11 protein-coding genes and 1 tRNA gene are annotated in these 21,400 nt (G+C 43.4%); 3 read left to right on the forward strand and 9 right to left on the reverse strand.

The window, feature by feature from the left end; all coding sequences use genetic code 11:
• Positions 1–115: 115 nt before the first annotated feature.
• From HNQ46_RS07520 to HNQ46_RS07530, 3 genes are read right to left on the reverse strand one after another with little or no spacing between them, the layout of a single operon-like run.
• On the reverse strand, positions 116–610 hold the full coding sequence (locus HNQ46_RS07520) for a hypothetical protein (RefSeq protein ID WP_007156504.1): 495 nt from the start codon (positions 608–610) through the stop codon (positions 116–118).
• Between the two features lie 32 nt (positions 611–642).
• On the reverse strand, positions 643–1,566 hold the full coding sequence (locus HNQ46_RS07525; RefSeq protein WP_007156505.1) for a LysR family transcriptional regulator: 924 nt from the start codon (positions 1,564–1,566) through the stop codon (positions 643–645).
• Positions 1,563–2,321, reverse strand: coding sequence for a cell wall-binding protein (locus HNQ46_RS07530; protein ID WP_183684138.1), 759 nt, complete (start codon positions 2,319–2,321; stop codon positions 1,563–1,565). The genes HNQ46_RS07525 and HNQ46_RS07530 overlap by 4 nt, the downstream gene beginning before the upstream one ends.
• Positions 2,322–2,480: 159 nt before the next feature.
• Between HNQ46_RS07530 and nagB the strand changes: the two genes are divergently transcribed.
• Positions 2,481–3,215: a glucosamine-6-phosphate deaminase gene (gene nagB, locus HNQ46_RS07535; protein WP_183684139.1), complete on the forward strand. Its 735-nt coding sequence runs from the start codon at positions 2,481–2,483 to the stop codon at positions 3,213–3,215.
• Positions 3,216–3,469: 254 nt separating this feature from the next.
• On the opposite strand, the gene HNQ46_RS07540 is transcribed toward nagB, so the two are convergent.
• Positions 3,470–4,948, reverse strand: coding sequence for a hypothetical protein (locus HNQ46_RS07540; RefSeq protein WP_183684140.1), 1,479 nt, complete (start codon positions 4,946–4,948; stop codon positions 3,470–3,472).
• Between the two features lie 376 nt (positions 4,949–5,324).
• Positions 5,325–5,396: transfer RNA gene (locus tag HNQ46_RS07545), tRNA-Gln, on the reverse strand.
• A 204-nt stretch (positions 5,397–5,600) separates the two neighbouring features.
• Between HNQ46_RS07545 and HNQ46_RS07550 the strand changes: the two genes are divergently transcribed.
• Together HNQ46_RS07550 and HNQ46_RS07555 are read left to right on the forward strand one after the other, a co-directional pair.
• A complete protein-coding gene (locus HNQ46_RS07550) occupies positions 5,601–6,974 on the forward strand; it encodes a TrkH family potassium uptake protein (RefSeq protein ID WP_183684141.1) in 1,374 nt (457 codons plus the stop codon).
• A gap of 10 nt (positions 6,975–6,984) precedes the next feature.
• On the forward strand, positions 6,985–7,638 hold the full coding sequence (locus HNQ46_RS07555; protein ID WP_007156512.1) for a potassium channel family protein: 654 nt from the start codon (positions 6,985–6,987) through the stop codon (positions 7,636–7,638).
• A gap of 108 nt (positions 7,639–7,746) precedes the next feature.
• Here the strand turns inward: HNQ46_RS07555 and HNQ46_RS07560 are convergent, their stop codons facing one another.
• The 4 genes from HNQ46_RS07560 to HNQ46_RS07575 form a co-directional block, all read right to left on the reverse strand.
• Positions 7,747–9,432, reverse strand: a complete 1,686-nt coding sequence (locus HNQ46_RS07560; protein WP_183684142.1) for an LCP family protein — start codon at positions 9,430–9,432, stop codon at positions 7,747–7,749.
• Positions 9,433–9,693: 261 nt separating this feature from the next.
• Complete coding sequence (gene pckA, locus HNQ46_RS07565) at positions 9,694–11,298, reverse strand: phosphoenolpyruvate carboxykinase (ATP) (RefSeq protein ID WP_183684143.1); 1,605 nt, start codon at positions 11,296–11,298, stop codon at positions 9,694–9,696.
• A gap of 347 nt (positions 11,299–11,645) precedes the next feature.
• The gene (locus HNQ46_RS07570; protein WP_183684144.1) at positions 11,646–14,339 is read right to left on the reverse strand and encodes an N-acetylmuramoyl-L-alanine amidase family protein; all 2,694 of its coding nucleotides are present in this window, start codon (positions 14,337–14,339) and stop codon (positions 11,646–11,648) included.
• Positions 14,340–14,596: 257 nt separating this feature from the next.
• Positions 14,597–21,103: a Spy0128 family protein gene (locus HNQ46_RS07575; RefSeq protein ID WP_183684145.1), complete on the reverse strand. Its 6,507-nt coding sequence runs from the start codon at positions 21,101–21,103 to the stop codon at positions 14,597–14,599.
• Positions 21,104–21,400: the final 297 nt, after the last annotated feature.

The raw sequence follows: 21,400 nt of genomic DNA on the forward strand, positions 1-21,400 counted from the left end.
TTTTCCCCCTTTCGATTCTATTCTACATTCCCTTTCAATTCTATTCGCTTTTCACTTTCGAAGCTATTCCATTTTTACTTTCGAAGCTATTCAGCATTTCCTTCCGAAGGTCCATTTAAGAAAGAGAAAGTTCCTGTCCCAGACGATTCTTAAGCTCATCCGCATCCTCTCCCACAATAATCTGCACTTCATCTTTTCTGGGACGGATTAATCCGGGAAATCCCGCCTCCCGAATGCAGGATTCCTTCACCAAATCATAGTCTTTAATGCCTACCTTCAGCCTTCTATTCTCACTTCGTAAAGACTGAATGTTTTCTTTTCCCCCTAAGCCTTCCAAAAGAGGCGGAAGCAGAGCGGAAAGATTCTTCGCTTCCAAGCGAACATGGTATTTGTCTTTCTCATCAATATGATATTCCAGTGCCTTTTTATGCCTTCTTTTTCTCAAGAAACGCAGAAGGAGAAATAGAAGAAAAAGGAAAAGAATCAGCCCTCCGATACAGGCATACAGCAGTGGGGGCTGAAGGACTTGTTCTATGGAAAAGCCGGAAGGAGCTTCCGCCACTCCCGTAGCGCTCAGAATATAAAAAAAGGGCATTAGCCAATCAAACATTGCCGTTCCTTTCCGGGAGAAGGCTTCTCCCTCTAAATACTGTCTGTTTCTTCTTGTACCTTATATTTCTGCAGCTCTTCCACATATTTTTTGCCAAGCTCGGAAAGATGCATCTTCTTATTTTTTATATAGCCGATTCGCATGGTTTCTTCTGTATCCAAAGGAATCGCAATATACTCCGGTCCGTTTAATTCCTGACAAATAATACCGGAACAGAGTGTATATCCATTTAAGCCCACCATAAGATTTAAAATCGTAGCTCGATCATTGACCTTAATGAACTTCTTGTAATCATAGGTACTTAAAACTTCTTCCGCAAAATAGAAGGAATTTCTCTCCCCCTGATCAAAAGTGCAACAGGGATAATCCATCAAATCCTCCATGGAAATGAGCTTTTTCTTTGCCAAAGGATTGGATTTCGCCATGAAAACATATATTTTGCAAGAAAAGAGGGGTACAAATTCCAAGTCTCCCTCTCGTAAAATCTTTCCGATGACATTTTCATTGAAGTCATTTTCATAGATAATGCCCAGTTCACTGATTTGCTTACGGACATTTTCAATAACATCAATGGTTCTGCCTTCAAAAACGGAAAACTCATACACATTGTTTTCCTCATACTGTCGAAGCAGTCGAATAAAGGCCTCCACCGCAAAGGTATAGTGTTGCATGGAAACACTGAATTTCTTTTTCTGAGGTCCTCCGGAGAGATATTTATCTTCCATTAGCTGGTACTGTTCAGAAACCTGTCTGGCATAGCCCAGAAATTCCTCTCCTTCAGGCGTGGCGATAATTCCCCGGTTGGACCTGGTAAAGATTTCTATCCCGATTTCTCTTTCCACCGCCTTGATGGTAGCGCTTAAGCTGGGCTGGGTCAGGTACAGCTGCTTCGCCGCCTCGTTCATGGAGCCGTAATCGGCTACCGCGATGACCTGACGAAGCTGTTGTAAGGTCATTCCACGCCTCCTGCCACATAGGTAATATAACCTGCGGGATCGATAAACACTCTTTCTCCCGCAACGCCCCGAATCATCATAAGATCCATGACAGAAATCATCTTCTTTTCACTTCCGTTGTTATATTCAATCACGGCATTTTTATGAAAGGCCGCATCCCCGGCATACAGAAGTTCCCCCGACTTTCTATCGTACAAACTCATTTTCTTGAAAATCACAAAGGGATATCCGTTCCCTTCTTCCAGACTTAACTGGTTGGGGCTGTCAAAGAAAGCCTTGGCGTCCGGATGCTCCATCAAAACGGAGATATATTTCGCGGTTTTCTCATTTAACTCCTGCATGGGCTTTCCCTTCCTTAGAAGAGAGCCGTTTTCCGAAGTCTTTCTCTGATCCGGTGTTTCTGCGGAAATGAGAGCCGCTCCATCTTCTCCCAGATAAAAATTGCCCACGTACTGCTTTTCCGCCATAGCTCCGTCACTGTTCAGAAAATACCATTTCCCGTTCCAGCTGACCCAGCCGGTCTGCATTTTACTGTTTAAGCAAAAATACCAACGTCCATCCGTGGAAGACTGTACCCAGCCGGTATAGCTTTCTTTATTGTCCGAAGAATAATAGTACCAACTCTGTCCTTCCTGCTCCCATCTTCCCTCTGCATGGGAAATTCCTGTTCCCATGAGAAAGAACAGAAAAAGAAATGCCATTCCCGACAAAAAACGTCTGCAAATATTCTTTTGATATCCCTTTTGTACTCTCATTCTATCCTCCTTTACATAACTATTTGCCTAGTATAGCATAATTTTTTCCATTGTAATACCCACCGTAGTTTTTCCTAGATTCTGCTTAGGATTTTCTATTGTATACCCCATTTCTTTTTGCTACTATGAAAAAAACGCAGATTGCAAGGAGGGACTCCCATGTTTCGGATTGAAAAGGTAAAGGATTACTCGGTTCTCAGCAAAAAAGCCGCCATGCTGATTGCGGCGGAAATCACCCAAAGAGAGCACCCGGTTTTGGGCTTAGCCACAGGCTCCACTCCCATCGGTGCCTATCAGGTTTTAAGAGAATTATATCAGGAGGGACGGCTGGATTTTTCTGCAGTACGTACCGTGAACCTGGATGAATACAGAGGTCTTGCTCCGGAGGACAGCCACAGCTACCGCTATTTTATGAATCAAGAGCTGTTTCAGCACGTGAGTATTCCTATGGAAAACACTGCCGTTCCCAACGGTCTTCTGGAAGACGCGAATAAGGCTTGCCTTGAGTATGAAGCTCTGATTCGTAAATTAGGAGGAATCCATTTACAGATTCTGGGACTTGGACATGATGGGCACATCGGATTTAATGAGCCAAGTGATTCTTTCCCAAGGGAAACCCACTGTGTACAGCTTGCCGAAGAAACCATCGAAGCCAATCAGCGCTTCTTCTCATCTAAAGAAGAAGTTCCCAAAGAGGCCTACACCATGGGAATCGGCACCATTATGAAAGCCAAAAAAATCCTCTTAATGGTTTCCGGAAAGGATAAGGCAGATATTTTACAGAGAGTCTTAGAAGGACCGGTTACCCCCTCTGTCCCCGCTTCCATTCTGCAATTCCATCCCCATGTTACCGTACTTGCGGATGAAGCTGCTTTAAGTAAATGTAAAATCTAGAAATTTTTTTGATTTTTACAGCCAATTATTTTCCGTCTCAAAGAAAAGAGCCGAAAAAACGGAGAGAAATATGCCTGCTATAGAAGCTATTCTTTCTGATTTTTCGACTCTTTTTAGATAGAAAAATTCGATTTATTTTTGTCAGGTTACAAAAATGGTTTTTGCTTTTATGTCTTCTTTTATGCCATAGATTTTCCTCCCTCCGATGTCTTCTATATATCCAGGTTTTCACCATAGTTACCAAACAGAATGTCTTAAGAAGAACTCTCGGCAGAAGCTATAGAGGATGCATTAGGCTCCGACTTGGCAGATGCCTCCGCTGAAGTCCCCATTGTGGGATTGGCGCTATCGGCAGACGCTTCTGCAGAACTCTCCCCAGATGATTCGGAAGGTAGCTGAAGGGTAACTCCGGAAACAGACTCCGGTGCCTTTAAGCTATTGTCTTCTCCCCTGTAATCCGTAAGGAGTGGGAAGATCTCCTGCTTATAAAACTCGGCATAATCTTTATATCCGTACAAATACAGAGAATCATCCTCTCCCAGGGGAAAGGCTATGGGATGAACAACTCCCTTTCCAATGCCGTCATCCGGCTTTACCAGTGCTTTTCCGTCCTGATCCATAAGCAAATCCTGATATTCTATTCCATTAAAATACTGAATATTTTGTAGGCTTCCATCCTTCAGTTTTAAAGGCGCATGGATTTCAAAAAGCAGGAATAGCCTGTTGTGACCAAGCACCGGGGCATCTTCTTTCCGACTAAGAAAATAATTCCCCAAATACTGTACGGATATGCCGGAAAGATCGATATATTCCTCTGCTGTTCCCCCAATCATCTCCTTACGTAAAGAATCCATAAACGCTTCCTGTAGAAGTCTTAATGTGTCTCCGGGAATATCTTTTCCACTGGTCCAGTAGGCATTTGCCTTGGGAACTTCATATTCCTTCTCTGTTTCTAAAAAATAGATATGCTCTTTCTCCACTTTTCTCATTAATTCCTGATAAAAAGTAATTTTGATTTTATCCCCGGAGGCAAGGCCTTCTCTTTTGCTGATATTCACATCGCTAAGCTCCATCCAGGCGGGAGCATCCTTTAAGCTCAGCTCTACTCTAATCTGTGGAGAATTTCCCGTAAATTGAACCTCCAGAAAATCAAAGGGATTCACCGCTGTCCGCTCATAAAGCCCCTTAACCACCAGATCCTTATCCTCCCAAAGCAACTTCACGTTATAGCTTTTCTCAATCCAGGATAAATCCTCTTTACAGCTTAAGGAAACATGTTCTCCATTTTCCAATTGACTCTCCTCGGAAAGCTCCGGAAGCTGCATTACCGCATACTCCACTTCACTCAATATAATCTCTTTCTCCGCCTCTTTCAGAAAAAGGTTGGTCATCATTCCGAAGATTCCTCTGCTTCTCTTACTGTATCTTCCTTTTCTCTTGATTTTTCCAAGATAATTTTTTTCAAAATCTTCTTTCTGAAAGATAAGCTTTCCCTCTCCCAGACCATCTTCACCGGTAAATTCCACCTGATAGAACTTATCCAGAGGAATCTTCACCGGCCGGTTATTGTAAGCACCAAGGGCTGTAATGCCAATAAGGAAAAGAGCTCCTATACAGGCAAGAACAATACAGTTTCTTTTCATTTTTTTGGAAACGTTAAATGAAGGTTTTTTCATTGGGGAAGGCATATCCCGCTCCTTTCTCAGCAAATGCTGTAGCGCCCTCCCTGGCATGAATCTCCTAGACTTTAATATGATTTTGGATTGTAAAAATGAGATCTTAAACTTATGGAGATAATAGAATCGATAGAAATAGCTTTTATCCTACGCACATTTTTTCGGCCACTGCGTTTTCTTCCATATTTCGTTCATGGTTTCACTATAGCACAAAGCCTTAATTTTGTCTTTTTTAATAAATTAATAGCAGTATATTGTAAATTTATTAGATATTTTGTATTAAATTGATTTTATAGAACGATGGAATCCCAAGTATGAAGGGGTTTTCATTAACACATTTTGTCCTATAAGCCAATGGTAAGATACCACCCTTTACAGGAGCGATACACATTAAGAACAAGAAAAAAAGCACCACGACTCGTGATGCTTTTCGCAGGGCTACAAGGATTCGAACCTTGAAATGACGGAGTCAGAGTCCGTTGCCTTACCGTTTGGCGATAGCCCTAAAATCTGCTGTTTTCTTAAAAAATGAATAAAAATCAGCGACTCGATTATCATACAGAGTTTTTATTTTCTTGTCAAGAGATTTTTTTATTCTTATTAGATTTTCTTCATAAAACAAAAATTTTGTTTTCAAAACTCAAATGTGTTTCATAGCATTTACGATTTCTCTAAAATCTAATATTTTGACTATCTATTTTTTCTTTATATGCCTATAATCAAACAAGCTGTATTAATGAATTTAAGGAGTAGTACGAAAATGAAATTCTTTCGTTTAAATTATTTTCAGAAAATCATCCTGGGTTTTGCCTCGTTGATTCTATTGGGAGCAATTCTGCTGATGTTGCCGATCTCCAGTAATGATGGCGTTTATACCCCCTTTCTAAATGCACTCTTCACTTCCACCTCCGCTTCCTGTGTTACCGGTTTAATTGTATACGATACCGCCACGCACTGGTCTTTCTTCGGGCAAGCAGTCATTCTTTTCTTGATTCAAATTGGTGGGCTTGGTGTGGTGGTAGTGGTAACCTCCGTCATCCTTTTCTTCGGAAAAAAAATCGGATATTCTCAAAGAAACACTCTGGCTAATTCCATTTCTGTAAGCTCTCAGGGCGGAATCATGAAAATGTTGGTTTTTCTTCTGAAATGGACCGGAATTATAGAGTTATTCTTTGCTGTCATTCTTGCGACACAATTTATTCCCGAGTTCGGACTTCGTAGAGGACTTTGGTATAGTGTTTTCCACTCCGTATCCGCTTTTTGTAATGCCGGTTTCGATTTGATGGGCGTTAAAGAACCCTTTTCTTCTCTCACGGAATACGTAGGAAACCCTGTGGTGAACATCAGCATTATGAGCCTGATTCTTCTTGGAGGCTTAGGCTTTATGACTTGGCAGGATATTGCAAAAAATAAATGGAATTTTCATCGCTTTCGTCTACAAAGCAAAATCATTCTCTCTACTACAGTATTTATTATTCTTCTTCCTGCACTATTTTACTTTTTTGTTGAGTTCCCAGGGCTGCCCATAAAAAGTCGGGTTTTTGCTTCATTATTTACAGCAGTCACTCCACGTACTGCAGGCTTTAATACTGTGGATTTTTCAAAATTTTCCGATAGCGGAATCTTTTTGCAAACCTTGCTAATGCTGGTAGGGGCTGCGCCGGGAAGTACGGGAGGCGGTATGAAAGTCACCACAATGACTGTTTTACTTTTAACCTCCATTGCTATTTTTAGAAACAATTCCCGTACAGAAGCCTTTGGAAGGACTATTTCCAGAGAAGTCATTCGAAATGCTACGACAATCGCTTTCATGTATATTAGTTTATGTATTCTCTCCGGAATGTTTATCAGTCTCCATGATAAATTACCGCTACTGGTCACCAGCTTTGAAGCTGCCAGTGCTATTGCCACTGTGGGGCTTACACTGGGAATCACCCCAAATCTTAGTCCCATTTCTCATATGGTTCTCATTTTTCTAATGTACACCGGAAGAGTTGGCGGACTTTGTTTGATTTATGCCGTCTTTCCTAATGCTAACCAAAACAAGGGAAGACTTGTTGAAGAAAATGTAATTGTCGGATAAAGGAGAAAGTATGAAACAAATTTTAATTATCGGTCTAGGTCGTTTCGGTTTACATGTCGCAAAAAAGCTAAATGAAATGCATACGCAGGTTCTCGGAGTAGACAGCAGTGAGGAAAGAGTAAAAGCAGCTCTCCCCTACGTTACCAATGCGGAAATTGGAGATGCAGGAAATCAGGAATTCTTAAAGTCTCTGGGTATCTCCAATTTTGACGTCTGTATTGTAGCCATCGGAACCGACTTTTTAGCTTCTTTGGAAGTCACCTCCCATTTAAAGGAACTGGGTGCAAAAAGAGTAGTTTCCAGGGCTGCCAGAGATTTACAAGAAAAATTCTTACTTAGAAACGGAGCCGATGTGGTAGTTTATCCGGAAAAATTAGTCGGAAGCCTTACCGCTGTGCAGTGCAGTTCTGAGAATGTTTTGGATTACATTCAAGTCAGCAAAGACTTTGCCGTTTTTGAAATCGCCTTACCTGAGGATTGGATTGGTAAATCTATTGGAGAAATTGGAGTTCGAAATAAATTCAAAGTCAATATTATTGCTGTCAAATATAATGATGAAGTCAATGTTACTTTGGGACCGGACTACCAATTCCGAGAAGGAGAAAGCCTTTTTATTATCGGCAAGGATAAGGATATCCAAAAATATTTTCATACTTTAGGGTAGAATTTTTAAGCAAATGATCCTGCTTGAGAGCAATACTCGTTATGAATAAAAACATCCTCCATGTCAAATATCCGACTCAGAGGATGTTTTTTCTTTATTTGCCGGCTTTTAAGTTCCCGGTGTATTATTTTCTTCCGTCTCTAAAGATTTTTCTCCTAGGGCCGCCCCGGGTCCTACTTCCACAGTTTCCTCCGTTTCCTTCTTTTCTTTTGTTTCCTTCGTCTCTTCTTCTGTGGATTTTTTCTCTTCCTTTGTTTCTTTTTTATTTTTTACAGTGCTCTCTTCTTCCGTTTCCGTCTTAGTTTCCTGTTTCTTTGTAGCCTCTGTCTGCTCCTCTTTTTTCTTTTTCTTACCCTTCTCCGCATTTTCAGCGGCCTTGGCTTTTCCGGCTTCCTTCTTTCTCACAGTTCCTCCGCCTGTACCTGCTTCCTCAGCATCTTCCATGGGAGAGCCAACTCCGGAAACTTTGGCGATATGGGCACTGATTTCCTGTACCTTGGCACTGGGGCTATAGTTCTCCACGCCGTAAAGATAGCTGTGTAATTCCGTTACATTGCTGGCCAGCGTTGCCGGAATTACCACATCCATTTTCTTAATCTTCATGGTGGTTCTGGCAAAGGGGAAGCCTCTGCTTTCTCCGATATGATAACGATCCACCTGGGTAACCAATGTGGTGATATCTCCCATATCCAGACTGGTGGAAAGCTCCGGTAAAACCATGGATGCTACCTGCATTAGCTTTACAGGACCTGCCTTTTTTGCCTTATCAAAGGCAAGGCCAAGAACCTTCCTCTGTCTTGCAGTACGGTTAAAATCCGTGTCCATTAGACGGAGTCTACCGTAGGCCACCGCCTGAATTCCGTCCAAATGATTCATCCCAGCATGCTCCAGATGCACGGAAGGAATTCCGGTGGACTGTACCGTTTCCGTGATAAAGGCATTAATATAGAAAAACTCCGCATCGGAAAGCTCCAGATCCACGCCTCCAAGAGCGGAGATTCCCTTCGCCACCGCAGCCCAGTTAAAGCTGACATAGTCGTCAATCTTAATGTCCAGATTTCTCTCTAAAGCTTCAACAGCTTGCTTGTGCCCCCCCTTAAAATAAGCTTCATTAATCTTATGATAAGTTCCCTCTTCATCAATCTGCATATAGCTGTCTCTGAAAACGGAGCTTAATTTCACTTCTCCGGTTCGCTTATTGACGGAAGCCAGCATAATCACATCGGAAAGCGCACCGGCCTCCTTGTTGCCGTCTCTAGAATCTAAACCGAAAACTGCCACCGTCCAATATTTCGGACCAAAATACGGAGAAATAAAACGCCAAAGGAGAAGACCGAAAAATACAAGCAGTAAAAGAATGCCCAGCTTCTGAAAAATAGACTTCTTTTTCTTTCTTTTCCCTCTGTCTTGCCCCGACCTTTCCGAAGCCGTATTTCTATTGCTTCTTCCGCTGTTCCCGCCGCTTACGGCCTTTCGATTCTCTGCTCCGGATGGATTTCTTCTTCTATCGGAGCGACCGGTGGCTGTAGCGATATTTGCGCCCTGTCTTTGGGACTTTCTTCTTTTCAGACTTTGGGGCTCTTCCTCGAAGTTCTCATCTTCATAGTCCTCATCATAGTCGTCATAGTCCTCATCATAATCATCTTCATACTCGTCATCGTAGTCATCATATTCCTCATCAGAATCATACTCCTCCTGATAACGATTTCGAGAGGGACGTCTATTTCTGCTGCTTTCTTCTCTTTCTCTGATAAATTCTCTACTGGGTGCAGTTCTTCTTTTTCTGTCTGCCATAGTCTTCTCCCTATTTTTTGTAAGTGCTCTGCCTGAAAAGTATAACAAAGCTTTCTTCACAAAAAAAGTGCTTTCATAATTCCTTAATATAAAGAATTTTTATTTTTACGATAGGAAAATACCGCCAACGTTCCAAGCATACAGAAATCTATAGAATAGGCGTGTTCCCATAGGATAAAGGATTTTTATGTAAACATTACCCGATAACAAAAAAAGAAGGGAGAATAATCTCCCTCCTCGTTATCAGCAATAGTACTATTCTTATGCCTTAGGGCCTGCTGCAGAAAGCTTCTTTCCTGCCTCGGAGCTCTCGTACTTCTTAAAGTTCTTAGCAAAACGTCCTGCCAAGTCCTTTGCCTTCTCTTCCCACTGGCTTGCATCAGAGTAAGTATCTCTTGGATCTAAGATCTTCGGATCTACGCCGGGTAAAGCTACAGGTACTTCGAAATCGAAGTATGGAATCTTCTTGGTCTCAGCCTTAGCCACATCTCCGTTTAAGATGGCATCAATGATTCCACGGGTATCCTTGATGGAAATTCTCTTTCCGGAACCGTTCCATCCGGTATTTACCAGATAAGCCTTTGCTCCGCTCTTCTCCATACGCTTAACCAGCTCTTCCGCATACTTTGTTGGAGGAAGCTCCAAGAAAGCCTGTCCGAAGCAAGCGGAGAAGGTTGGTGTAGGCTCTGTGATTCCTCTCTCTGTTCCGGCTAACTTTGCGGTAAATCCGGAAAGGAAGTAATACTGAGTCTGCTCCTCTGTAAGAATAGAGATAGGAGGCAGTACACCGAATGCATCTGCGGAAAGGAAAATAACATTTTCCGCTGCAGGTGCGGAGGAAACAGGCTTTACAATATTGTCGATGTGCTGGATAGGATAGGACACACGAGTATTCTCGGTAACGCTCTTGTCCTTGAAATCAATCTTTCCATTCGCATCCATGGTAACATTTTCCAGCAATGCATCTCTGCGGATAGCCTTATAGATATCCGGCTCGGAATCCTTATCCAAGTCGATGACCTTAGCATAACATCCACCCTCGAAGTTGAAGATACCGTTGTCATCCCAGCCGTGCTCGTCATCTCCGATTAAGAGTCTCTTGGGATCGGTGGAAAGGGTGGTCTTTCCTGTTCCGGAAAGTCCGAAGAAGATTGCAGTGTGCTTTCCGTCCAGATCCGTATTTGCGGAACAGTGCATAGAAGCAATGCCTTTTAATGGAAGGAAGTAGTTCATCATGGAGAACATACCCTTCTTCATCTCTCCGCCGTACCATGTATTTAAAATAATCTGCTCTCTGCTGCTGATGTTGAACATAACAGCAGTTTCAGAATGTAAGCCAAGTTCCTTGTAGTTTTCAATCTTTGCCTTGGAAGCATTGTAAACCACGAAGTCCGGCTTAAAGTTCTCCAGCTCTTCCTTGGAGGGCTGAATGAACATGTTTGTTACAAAGTGTGCCTGCCAAGCTACTTCCACAATGAAACGCACTGCCATTCTGGTGTCCTTGTTGGCTCCGCAGAAAGCATCCACCACAAATAAACGCTTGTTGGAAAGCTCCTTCTTTGCCAATTCCTTAGCAGTGTTCCATGCTTCCTGAGACGCAGGATGGTTATCGTTCTTATATTCATCGGATGTCCACCATACGGTATCCTTGGATTTCTCATCCATGACAATGTACTTATCCTGGGGAGAACGTCCGGTGTAAATACCGGTCATTACGTTAACAGCTCCTAATTCGCTGACCTGTCCCTTTTCATAGCCTTCCAAATCCGCTCTGGTTTCCTCCTGGAACAAAAGCTCATAGGATGGGTTATGTACGATTTCCGTGGTTCCTGTAATGCCATATTGTGTTAAATCCAAATTTGCCATAGTGGTCTCCTTCTCACTCTTTTAAAATTTCAAGCCTCTCGTATGAAAAAAAATACAAGGCTCAATGTTCTTATTATACATACTTCCCTTGGAAAGTCACTTGAATTTTACATTTTTTTGTTGCTTTATTTTTAATTACTTAATGATTTTTGCTTTAATTTTTTTTTAATTTTGATTTTAAATTTAGAAATATTTGGAATTTTCTTCGAAATAGCATAAAAATAGCGAGGCGATATGAAACGCCTCGCTATTATCAGCTGTGGAAGCTAAAATCTCTCCTGTAATGGAGAATCTCGAAAATCCCGTCCGCAATAGGGTTTCCGTACCTTAGACAAATGTACTTATTTTTAAGAGGACAGATTGGAAGCACTGACCGGTTCTTCCGGAAGCTTCTCTACCGCTTCTTCAAAGGATAAGGGAAGCTCCAGAGTTTGATAACCCTTACGCACCAGAATCAGAGTATGCTTTCCCTCTGCCTTTCCCTTAAAGGCCTTAGGAGAAATCACCAGTTTTCCCTCCTCTTCCAATAGCTCCATGGAAGAAGAGTTAATCTCTGTTGTAAAGCTTTGTTTGTCTAAGTAAGCCTTAATTTCTCCTTCCTTCAAATACTCTCTATCCTCGGTCTCTAACACAATGTCCTCTCCGGGCTTTGCCACTCCAACCGTAAACTTCGGCGGCTTAACTCCCGTAAGATACTCTGTTCTTAGCTCTTTGGACAAAGAGCCGTCCTCCAGGACTCTATAGAGAGAAGAAGGAACCTTTCTGATGGCTTCTGCGGTTTTCAAATATTCTGACGGAGAAAAGCTTGCGATGCTCTTTGCCGTTTTTTCTTTGTAGGCTGCAAAATATCCGGTAAAATCGTAGAACTGATCTCCTCCTTCGGGAAGAAAATACTTGTCCCCTCTGGAACGAAGGAAACGAGCTGCCACCAGATTCGCATCCGGATTGGAAATTCCCAGCTCTCTAAGCAATAGGGCATTGCTTAAAAGATCATAGGAAAGGGCTAAATACTTATCCTCTCCTTCTCCAAGCTTTGGCAAATCGGAAAGGTCCGGCTTTTTCTTCGTAAGAACCTCTCTAGAGGTAGCATGGGAGATAGCATCAAAACTGCCCCTGTCTTTTTCTGCGTCTTTCTGTCTTGCCTTCTCCTCCTTAACATCCTGCTCTTCTTTGGCTTCTCCGGCAAAAACCTCAAAGCGTTGCTTAATCTTTCCAAATCCGTTTAGCTTTACCGTAAGCACATATTGTCCTACCTGATCGGTGAGAAGACTTCCTTCTTCGTCCTTTCTCTTTCCATAAAGAAGTAATGCCCCATCATAATAGTAAAAGTCTTTAAGATATTCCAGATTTTGACTGCTACCATCCGGCTTTTTTAAAACTAATTTTGAGGAGGGTTCTCCAAACTCACTGAGATACAATCTTCCCGGAACCTCTGCCATAAAGCGAATAGTCTCACCCTGTTTTGGAGTACTGCTCTCCGGAGCCTGTTGTAACACCAACTTATCCTGAGAAACCAGTTCCAAGGGAATGGTTATTGTACTGTCATCATAGGAGGAGTGAATCTTTACCTGATACCAGCCCTTGCTCCTTAGGTTCTCCTGTCCTGCAGGAATATTCACAACGCCAAGCTCTCCATGCCTAGTCTTATGCACCGCTTCCTTCGTAAATTGCAAAGAGGCATTTTTATTTCCCAAGCCGTAAATACTGCCTTCACTCAAAGAGGAAATAGAATCAATCTTTTCAAACCATTTTTTCTGTTCCTCTGTTTCAGCAAGTAGTTCATATTTGATGGGCTTTCCATTATTTTCTCCCTTATAATCCACCGGAAATGCTTTAAAATAATAGGTAATAGGGATTCCCTTTTCTTCTTGCTCGCTTAAATCAAAGGTAGTTCTACTTTCCTTGGTTCTTTCTCTACCTGCTTGTACGGAGGGATAATTTAACTCTTCCTTCGTAACTTTTCCCTTTATGACTAAAGACAGATCCCCGGAGCTTTCGAAGGATCTTGCAGGGGCTGCCTTGGCCTCTCCGGCATTTAAAGACAGAAGTTCCTTTTCTTCTCCGCCATCTTTCTTGGAAATCGTCAGATTCTTGGGAGAAACCACCGTGCTTTCCCACTTCCAAAGCTTTCCGGCAGTATCAATGGGCGTTAACGCTTCGGTAATATCGGTTCCATCCACCTCTACCTTGTAATCCTCCGGGCGTCCCTCTTTAAAGGAGAGTACAATGTACTTGTCAAATCCCAGATTGACTACTCCGCTATGCTCTCTCTCCAATACGGAAAAGACTTCCTTTTTCTCCTGCTCTTCTTGCTCTTTCTTTTCCTGCTCTTTCTTTTCCTGCTCTTTCTTTTCCTTTTCTTCCCGAGCCTTCTTCTCCGCGTCCTCCTTCTGCTTTTCTGTCGAAGACTGTTGACTGTTTGTAGAATTGCTTACACTGCCTGAACCACTTCCGGAACTCCTTCCGAAGCTTCCCCCTGATGACCTGCCGGAACCGCCGGAGCTGCTGCGATTTACCCCTAGGACTTCCGGAATACTACGACTTACTCCCGCAACCTGTTGTCCATCTTCCTTGGAGAGAAGCCCTTTGCCCTGCTCATAAACAGGCTTTCCATTCTCTACCCAACGTCCATCCTCATCTACAGAATAGCCATCCTTTGCTCCCGCGGTAAGCAACTCCCCTAAATGGGCAGAATCCTGATCCTCGAAATAATAGCAGTAGCCGTCAATCCACTGCCAACCTGTACAGAGCCTTCCAAAGGAACCGTCATGAGCAGTGTGGAAGAAGAACCATTTTCCGCTTGGACTTTTCCACCAGCCGGATTGCAGTGTTCCGCCGTCTTCCTTCAGCAGATACCAAGCTCCCTCGGAGACAATCCATCCCTTCTGTTTTTCTCCCTGGGGATTGATAAATGTCCAAGTCCCTTCCTCCTTCTGCCAATGCCCCTCCGTATTTCCTACCGCCAAAGCGGGGAAGCTTTGCGAAAGCATCATACACGCTGCCATCCCAATTGCCAGATTTTTAAAGCCCTTTCGTACCATATTTCCTCCTTCGTTGCTAAAAATGGGAAAATTCGTTTTCCTTTTCCTGTATCAGTTTTTCTTAGTAAATATAAATTAGATTTTACTAATTTTATATTAGTCTATACTAACTCTTTATTTTTTCCTCGTCAATATATAAGACTTTTAACAAAGATAAAAGACACAAAAAAATCGCCCTTTGGCAGGACCGAAATCCTTGCCAAAAGGCGATTCATTGTTTTTGAAACTTCTTCCCAATAGTTAAAAGAGAATGAGCTTTAACTTTTCGGTTTTAGCTTTCTTAAGAAGTAGTAAATGCTCAAAAGGCTAAAGCTTAGTGCTGAAGCAAAAGCATACCAAAGCAAATGAGAAGCATCTGCCGTATTTACATTTCGAGATTGGGCTCTCCTCAGGGCTCCCAACACTTCTCCCAAACGCTTTAATTCCGCTTCTTCCTCCGGCGTCAAAGGACGTTTCCGTCCTGCACCGAGAATCTCACCGATTCGCTTCTGAATCTCCTCGATGGTTCTGGGTACTGTGGGACTTGGCGGAATAGTGTTTCCATTGTCCGGTGTAGGATTCTGCGGTTCTTCCGGAAGCGTGGGCTTCTCAGGCTCTGCCGGCGGTTCTCCCGGACCTCCCGGGGTGTTTGGCGTTGGGAAGGAAGGTCTGCTTGGCGTTCCTCCTCCGCCTCCCGGTCTGTAGGGATTGTACTTATTGTCAAAGAGAATCTCTGAAACTTCCGCACCGTTCTTGTAGATCTTTCTGCTTACCATTAAAGTCTCTTTACTATCGTTAGACTGGGTTACCGTAAAGACTACCGTATATACAGTGTTGTCATAAGTATATCCGTTGATGCCGTCCTTTAGTTCCTTTACCGTATACACGTATTTTCCGGGAACATGGAAGGTAATAGGAGCAAATTCCGTATGTCCTTCTCCGGCAATCACCACCATCTCCGTTTCAGACTGGCTACCCTCCGGCATTGGCTGGAAAAGTCCCTTAGGCATAGAGCTTAAGGATGGCTTCACTTCGGTAATAAGACCGCTGGAGCCGTATAAAACACCCTCTTCCAAATCGGAGTTGCTCACGATTTTCTTATTCCTAATAACATTGTTATCCGGATCCAGATACTCCTCGAAAGTATCGTTTCCCTTACCGTTATTGAAAAAGATTTCCTTGTCATTGAAGATTGGATCTTCTCGCTTATCTGTCCAGTAAACGGAGTTGGAAGAAATCTCCATGGTTTCCGTCCGAAGTACAAAACGGAAGGGGTCAGCCTTGGGGGGCTTTAATCCGGAAATCTTCTTTCCAAGATCCACCTGTCCCTGTGTCGGTGTAGGCTTAAAGACATTGGTATAGTTGAAGTCATCTCCTCCTACTAAGGCAAAGAGATGACCATTTCCTAAATCATTAACTGTAATGGTGATATCTCTGGTAGGACGAGGATCGTTTACGATACCGGGGAACAAACCGCTTTCCGTTACGGTGTACTTGTATACTCCGGGGCGGGTAATATGTACTCTTCCGAAGTTTACTTCTCCACCTATAGCATCCGGATTGGTCTTGCTCAGGCTGTCTGCAGTTCCTGCTTCCGCCGGCATAGGCTCTCCGTTCACTCTTTTTAAGGTGAAGGTAAATGTATTGGAAATATCCGGTTTCTTCACTCCCGCCGTTGCGCTTAGGAATTTTTCCACCTTGATTTCCGGGTCAATAGCCTGTACGCCGTAAACGTTGGTAAAGGTCATCGGGTTGGTCTCGCTAAGCTGTAAATCCGATTCCATCTTTACGTGATTCGGATCCGTTACGGTAATGGTGATAAACTTATCTCCCATATCCTCGCTTTGCACACCATCCAAATGCTGTCCGCTTTCATGAATCTTGTACTGGTACGTTCCGGGCTTTAAAAGACGAATCTTTCCGAAGTTCACCATACCTCCGTTAGCATCCGGATTACGCTTTACGGTGTCGATGGCATTGCCCTCTTCATCCAATAAAGGAGCTCCATCCACGCCGCTTAAGGTAAAGGTGAACTTTCCTTGAATACTGGGGGCATTTAATCCTGCCGGCACATCCAACACCTTTTTTACCGGTAAATTAAAGACTACCGGTTCCACAAGACGGTGCTTACTGCTGGACTGTACCGTATCCGGTGCTACATTCTGGGGAACATCATTTCCCGGGAACAAAATGCCGGTACGATAAGCCACATTGGTGTTTTCCACCTTAATCTTCTTCTGATCCATGTGGGCTACCATATTGACATTGGCTAAAATGAGTCCCTGCTGGTCCAGAATAAAACGCTTTCCTGCTTCAGTGGTTCGAAGGTCAAAGGCAAGGGCCTTGATTTCCTTTCTATCTACTGTATTTGCGCTTTCATTTTCATAGTTCCATTCCTTCCAGATACTGTCACTGAATTTCGGATTGTTATGATTGGTATCCGCCGCATACCCGGCAGCATCATACAGGGGTTTTCCCAGGTCTCTTTGTTCCGGAGTAGGAATAACCGTAGAATAAAATACTCTGGGCTTTAAGGTATCCTGGTTGTTGGCATTGGTTTTGTCATAGGAGCGTTTACTGAGCATACTGTTAATGTCTACTCCGGTAAAATCTCCGTTTCTGTCCTTTTCCTCCCCTAAGATATCAAAGATTACCAAATCCGTGGTTCTACTGGTGGCAGACGCCTGATACAGAAGTCTATGATTATAGGGGTCTCCCATATAGCTCACATTATTTCCAAGGTAACGAGAATCGATTTCTGTGGAAACCGTATTGTTAAAGGTTGCCTCCAGTACTGTTACCGGCCCGTAAGGCATGGTTAAGCTCGTTACAGAGGTGGTAAAAGCCCCATTTTCATGGGCTGCCTCATCCCTTTTGGCAGTATATTTTCCAAGCAATGCAGGGCTGGGATTAGGGGTTTTTCCATTGGAATAGTTACCGTCCCAAATGGTATTGGCATCCTTATTGATAAAACCAACGGTGTTTACTACGGATCTTCCACGGTCTACGATATTGGTATAGGGATTCCAGAGAGTATAAGCCATTCTCCAACCGCTTCGGTTATAGAATTTGTCCCAGTAACGATGCTGCTTGTCATCCGGAATAGTCAGATGAATAATCATCATGGTTTGTCCGGAGTTTTCCCAATTCTTCTTAAACTCTACCGTATAATCCTTTCCCTTTACAAATCTTTTTTCTTCCGGCGGTATCTCTGCCTGATCCATGTTTCCTATTATGATAGATGATTCATCCACATAGGTTCCTGCCGGAAGCAAGTCATAGATGTCCCCCTTCTTCAGAACATATTTGTCTGTGTACTCATCCTGCTGAAGGCTGGTGGGGAAGGTTCCCCAGTTTAACCCTCGAACAAATACCTGCATACTCTGCTCGCTTCGTTCAGGGTGATCTACATACGGGGCATTAGTCTTTGCAAACTCAGAGTTAATGTTTAAAGGCTCTAAACCGTATCCTACTTCCGTGAAGTAATCTCCGGCTCTCTTATTCAGCCTCTGTACTCCCAGCTGACGAACCTCTCCGGTGGCATCTCCCGCTAAAAAGCTGATGTTGTAGCCATCAGTTCGAGCCATAGTAGTGGCAATGGCACTTTGCATTGCCGGCTGGGGGGTAATTTGTAGGGTAAATGCCGCGTCAAAGCTGGTTCTGTAATACGGAGAATCCTGCTTAAGGCGAAGGCCTACAATATTATTTCCAAAGGCTTTCTCTAAATCCAATTGATTTAAGTGAGTAACGTGAGAAGCTTTATTCTGGGTAAGATCCCACTTATCCTCATACCCCGGTTCCGGCGTAAACTGCACTCTTCTTCCGGCGTCAAATCTAAAGGTTCCGTACTTGAAATAATCATCTAAGCCGGTACCCTTCCTTCTTAACCAGATTTCTACAGGAGGATACTCTGCATATTCCTTCTTATAATCTCCCTTTTTGGCAAACCGGATAATCGGATTATCCACCTTCTCCACATCATAGACCTTCATGTCCTTCATGTAAATCTTACTATAGTGGTAATCGTCATCCGTTAAATCATATACAGGGCCTCTGTAGGCATCCGCATTTGTTCCGTTATCATGGGGCAGGTTGGAAAAGGCTCCGCTTCCCAAGGTCTGCTCCACATTTTGATTGTTTACGCTGATTCTGCTAGTAGAAAAAAGCTTATACTTTCCGTCGGTAATGGTGGTTCCCGAACCGGGTTGTCCGGAAGTTCCGGAGGTTGTGTATTTTCCGTCTGTCCCAAAGGCAACACTGTTATCATCCGCCTTGTAATTGGAGGACAGGGTAAAACTGTCATTCCAGTTACTGTAGACAACCGGAGCTTTTCCGCCATCCTTATAAATACTTTGTAAACCGAAAATTCCTATATAGACTTTTCGATCTACCGTATTATATTTTTTCAGTACAAAATCACCGGGAGTGGAAGGATGCACATAGACCATCATGGGGTCCTTAGGCGTTACATCCTTTTCTCTTACGTACCCATCCGCCCAAATTTCCTTATAATGAATTTTGTTCGTAATGGGTAAGCCCTGTGTAGCTAGATTAATGCCATCGTTCTTTGCATCCTCCAGCTTTTGCATGGGATACTTATATAGCAAGGCATATAGCTGGGAATTATAATGGGCGTTGGCATATTGTAAGTTTTCCGCATAGGGCAAGCCGACAGGAAGATTGGGAACGCTTGGATCCTTGGGAATTCCCACATAAGTTCTATCAATCGGATTTTCCAAATATGGGGCATTTGCCGGAGGATTCTCTCCCACTCCCATATACTTTGCAATATTGGCATAGCCATTCTTGGCATAAACCTCAATATTATTCTCATTATTGGCAATATTGTTATAGAAGTAATTGTTCCAGGCCACATTGCTGGGGAGTTTCTTTGCACCAATCAAGGTTCCGCCATCGGAATCCAGAGGACTCCCGGCATGGAAAACATAGTCAAAGGGCTGTGAGCTTCCTTTGGCTCTGTCCACTCTAACATACCAAACTCCGTAAAAATACTGTTCTGCGTCGTCAGGTTTTTTCCCCCAGCTGGGATCCCAGGTAAAATAAACGCCCTGATTCACATCTGCCGTTCCATGCTTTAAAGTAAAATTGGTTTCTTTAACCTCCGTTTCCACATGAACGGAAAGGGTTTTGTCCTCTTCTGCGTCAAGACTACTGTCGCTATGATCAATCTTCATGCTTACCGGAAAAGTGTTATCAAAAACACCTTTTTCCTGGCCGTTAATCTGCTGATGCGTTACAGCAAGCATGGTCGGTGTCAAGTTATAAGCAATATCCGCCTTAAAGGTTAAACCGCCGGTAAGCTCTCTAAAATTTGCCAGGCGGAAGTACTCTTCGGTTCTTCCTCCACCAATATCCTTCTGAATAATCGTATAGTTAAAACTACTTTGTGGATTGGTATTTGGCGCCTTAGGTATTCCGGTGGTAATCGCCGGTTGTAACTTATGCTGGTTATTATTCTTTTTCTCATACACGGATATCTTATCCGGCTCGGCACTGTCCCAGCCCTTAAAAATACGGGCAGGAATTTCCATGATTACCGTTCCCGGTGCATACTTGGTATTCTTATTTCCCTTTAAGGTAAGTTCTACCCCTAAGGTCGTAGTATTCGTGGCATTAGAAGCCTTCTCGGGAGGAATGATTTTTAACTCCCTCTGGTCTCGCATCACGCCGTTACTGCCGTCTGTATAGCTGTGTCCGGTTGTGGCATTGCTTGTTCCCGCATTCGGATCCGGCGATTCCATCCAGAAGGCCTTAAAATCATGGGCACTGGCACTTTGTCCTGCAGAAACCGCCGTAGCGACAATAGGACTAAAGTGCTTTGCGGAGAAGAGCAAATCCTCTCCCTCTTCTTTTACAGGAAGAATCTCTGCCGGAAGGCCTTCAGGAAGGTGCACAATGCGAAGATCCTTGTCTTCTTCCGCCAAAACCTCTTTGATTTTCTCGGTCTTTTGCAGGCGGATCTCCACCTTCTTTCCGTTCTTCGGCTGAACTTCCTTTTCTACGCCATCCACTTCTCTGACAAAGGAAATATCCACCGCATCCAGCACCTCCACAAGGGGCACCATTCCGGGATAATCCTTTTCATAGTCCTTCTCTAAAAGAGACTTGGCTTCCTCAACCACGGACTCCTTCTCCAAAGGAAGCAGCTTCATCTGTGTGCCCTCTTGGAAAGCGCCCTCCGGATACTCCGCTGTAACCGTCATATCCTTATAAGACAGGGCAAAGGAACCGGCCTCCATGTATTTCACCGCTTCTTTCCCTGCTTCTTCGGAAGGCTGATTTGCTCCCTCTTCAGGGCTCTCTTTATTCTGACTTTCCTCTGTAGCCGCATTCTTCTCTTCTGTCAAAGAAGAATCCGAATTTTCCTGCTCATCCCCTGCTTGTTCCGCAGCAGATGTTTCTTCAGAGGCTATCTCCTGCTCCTCGGAAGCCGCTACGTTCTCCTCACTTTCCTCTCCGGAAGGCTTTGCCGCTTCTGTTCCTACGCCGGAAGAGTTCTCGGCCTGTTCTGTAGCTGTGGCTTCAGCCGGGGAACTTGCTTCAGAAGATACCCCCATCTGCTCTGCAATTTCCTGTGCATTTTCCGAAGCATAGCTCACGCTTTGCAAATTTCCCGCAAGCATCAAAAAACTGAGGAAATAAGCCATACCCTTCTTGGCAAAGCCTCCTCCTTGACGTCTTTTGGAAAAATTCCTACGGGTTAAGGTATCCCTTCCTCTTCCCATAGCTTCCGCATTCTCCTGCTTTCTCATTTTGTACCCCATGTCACACTCCTTTATGACTCTATTCTTCCCACTTGGAAGCTTCTTCTAAACGACGCCTTAAACGGGATCTTGCACACACCAGGCGGGCAATACTCCATAAAAATAACTTTTAAGGCAATCGTCTTGAACAAAAAAACTGATAGGACTGCCTATTGTAGGGGAAGTCCTATCAGTTTGTCGACAAATAATTATTATCCTATTATCTGTTTATGCAAAATTCATTTATGGCATAATAATTTCTTTGAGAATCTAAAAAAATCAATAGTTAAAAGAGAATGAGCTTTAACTTTTCGGTTT

The organism is Oribacterium sinus (genome assembly GCF_014202695.1).
Taxonomy (GTDB): domain Bacteria; phylum Bacillota; class Clostridia; order Lachnospirales; family Lachnospiraceae; genus Oribacterium; species Oribacterium sinus.

Bases quoted from the DNA above. Each gene is read 5' to 3' on its own strand.
- HNQ46_RS07555 (WP_007156512.1), top strand. From the start codon at position 6,985: ATGAAACAAATTTTAATTATCGGTCTAGGTCGTTTCGGTTTACATGTC.
- HNQ46_RS07570 (WP_183684144.1), bottom strand. From the start codon at position 14,339: ATGGTACGAAAGGGCTTTAAAAATCTGGCAATTGGGATGGCAGCGTGT.
- HNQ46_RS07520 (WP_007156504.1), bottom strand. From the start codon at position 610: ATGTTTGATTGGCTAATGCCCTTTTTTTATATTCTGAGCGCTACGGGA.
- pckA (WP_183684143.1), bottom strand. From the start codon at position 11,298: ATGGCAAATTTGGATTTAACACAATATGGCATTACAGGAACCACGGAA.
- HNQ46_RS07540 (WP_183684140.1), bottom strand. From the start codon at position 4,948: ATGCCAGGGAGGGCGCTACAGCATTTGCTGAGAAAGGAGCGGGATATG.
- HNQ46_RS07530 (WP_183684138.1), bottom strand. From the start codon at position 2,321: ATGAGAGTACAAAAGGGATATCAAAAGAATATTTGCAGACGTTTTTTG.
- HNQ46_RS07525 (WP_007156505.1), bottom strand. From the start codon at position 1,566: ATGACCTTACAACAGCTTCGTCAGGTCATCGCGGTAGCCGATTACGGC.
- HNQ46_RS07550 (WP_183684141.1), top strand. From the start codon at position 5,601: ATGCCTATAATCAAACAAGCTGTATTAATGAATTTAAGGAGTAGTACG.
- HNQ46_RS07560 (WP_183684142.1), bottom strand. From the start codon at position 9,432: ATGGCAGACAGAAAAAGAAGAACTGCACCCAGTAGAGAATTTATCAGA.
- HNQ46_RS07575 (WP_183684145.1), bottom strand. From the start codon at position 21,103: ATGGGGTACAAAATGAGAAAGCAGGAGAATGCGGAAGCTATGGGAAGA.
- nagB (WP_183684139.1), top strand. From the start codon at position 2,481: ATGTTTCGGATTGAAAAGGTAAAGGATTACTCGGTTCTCAGCAAAAAA.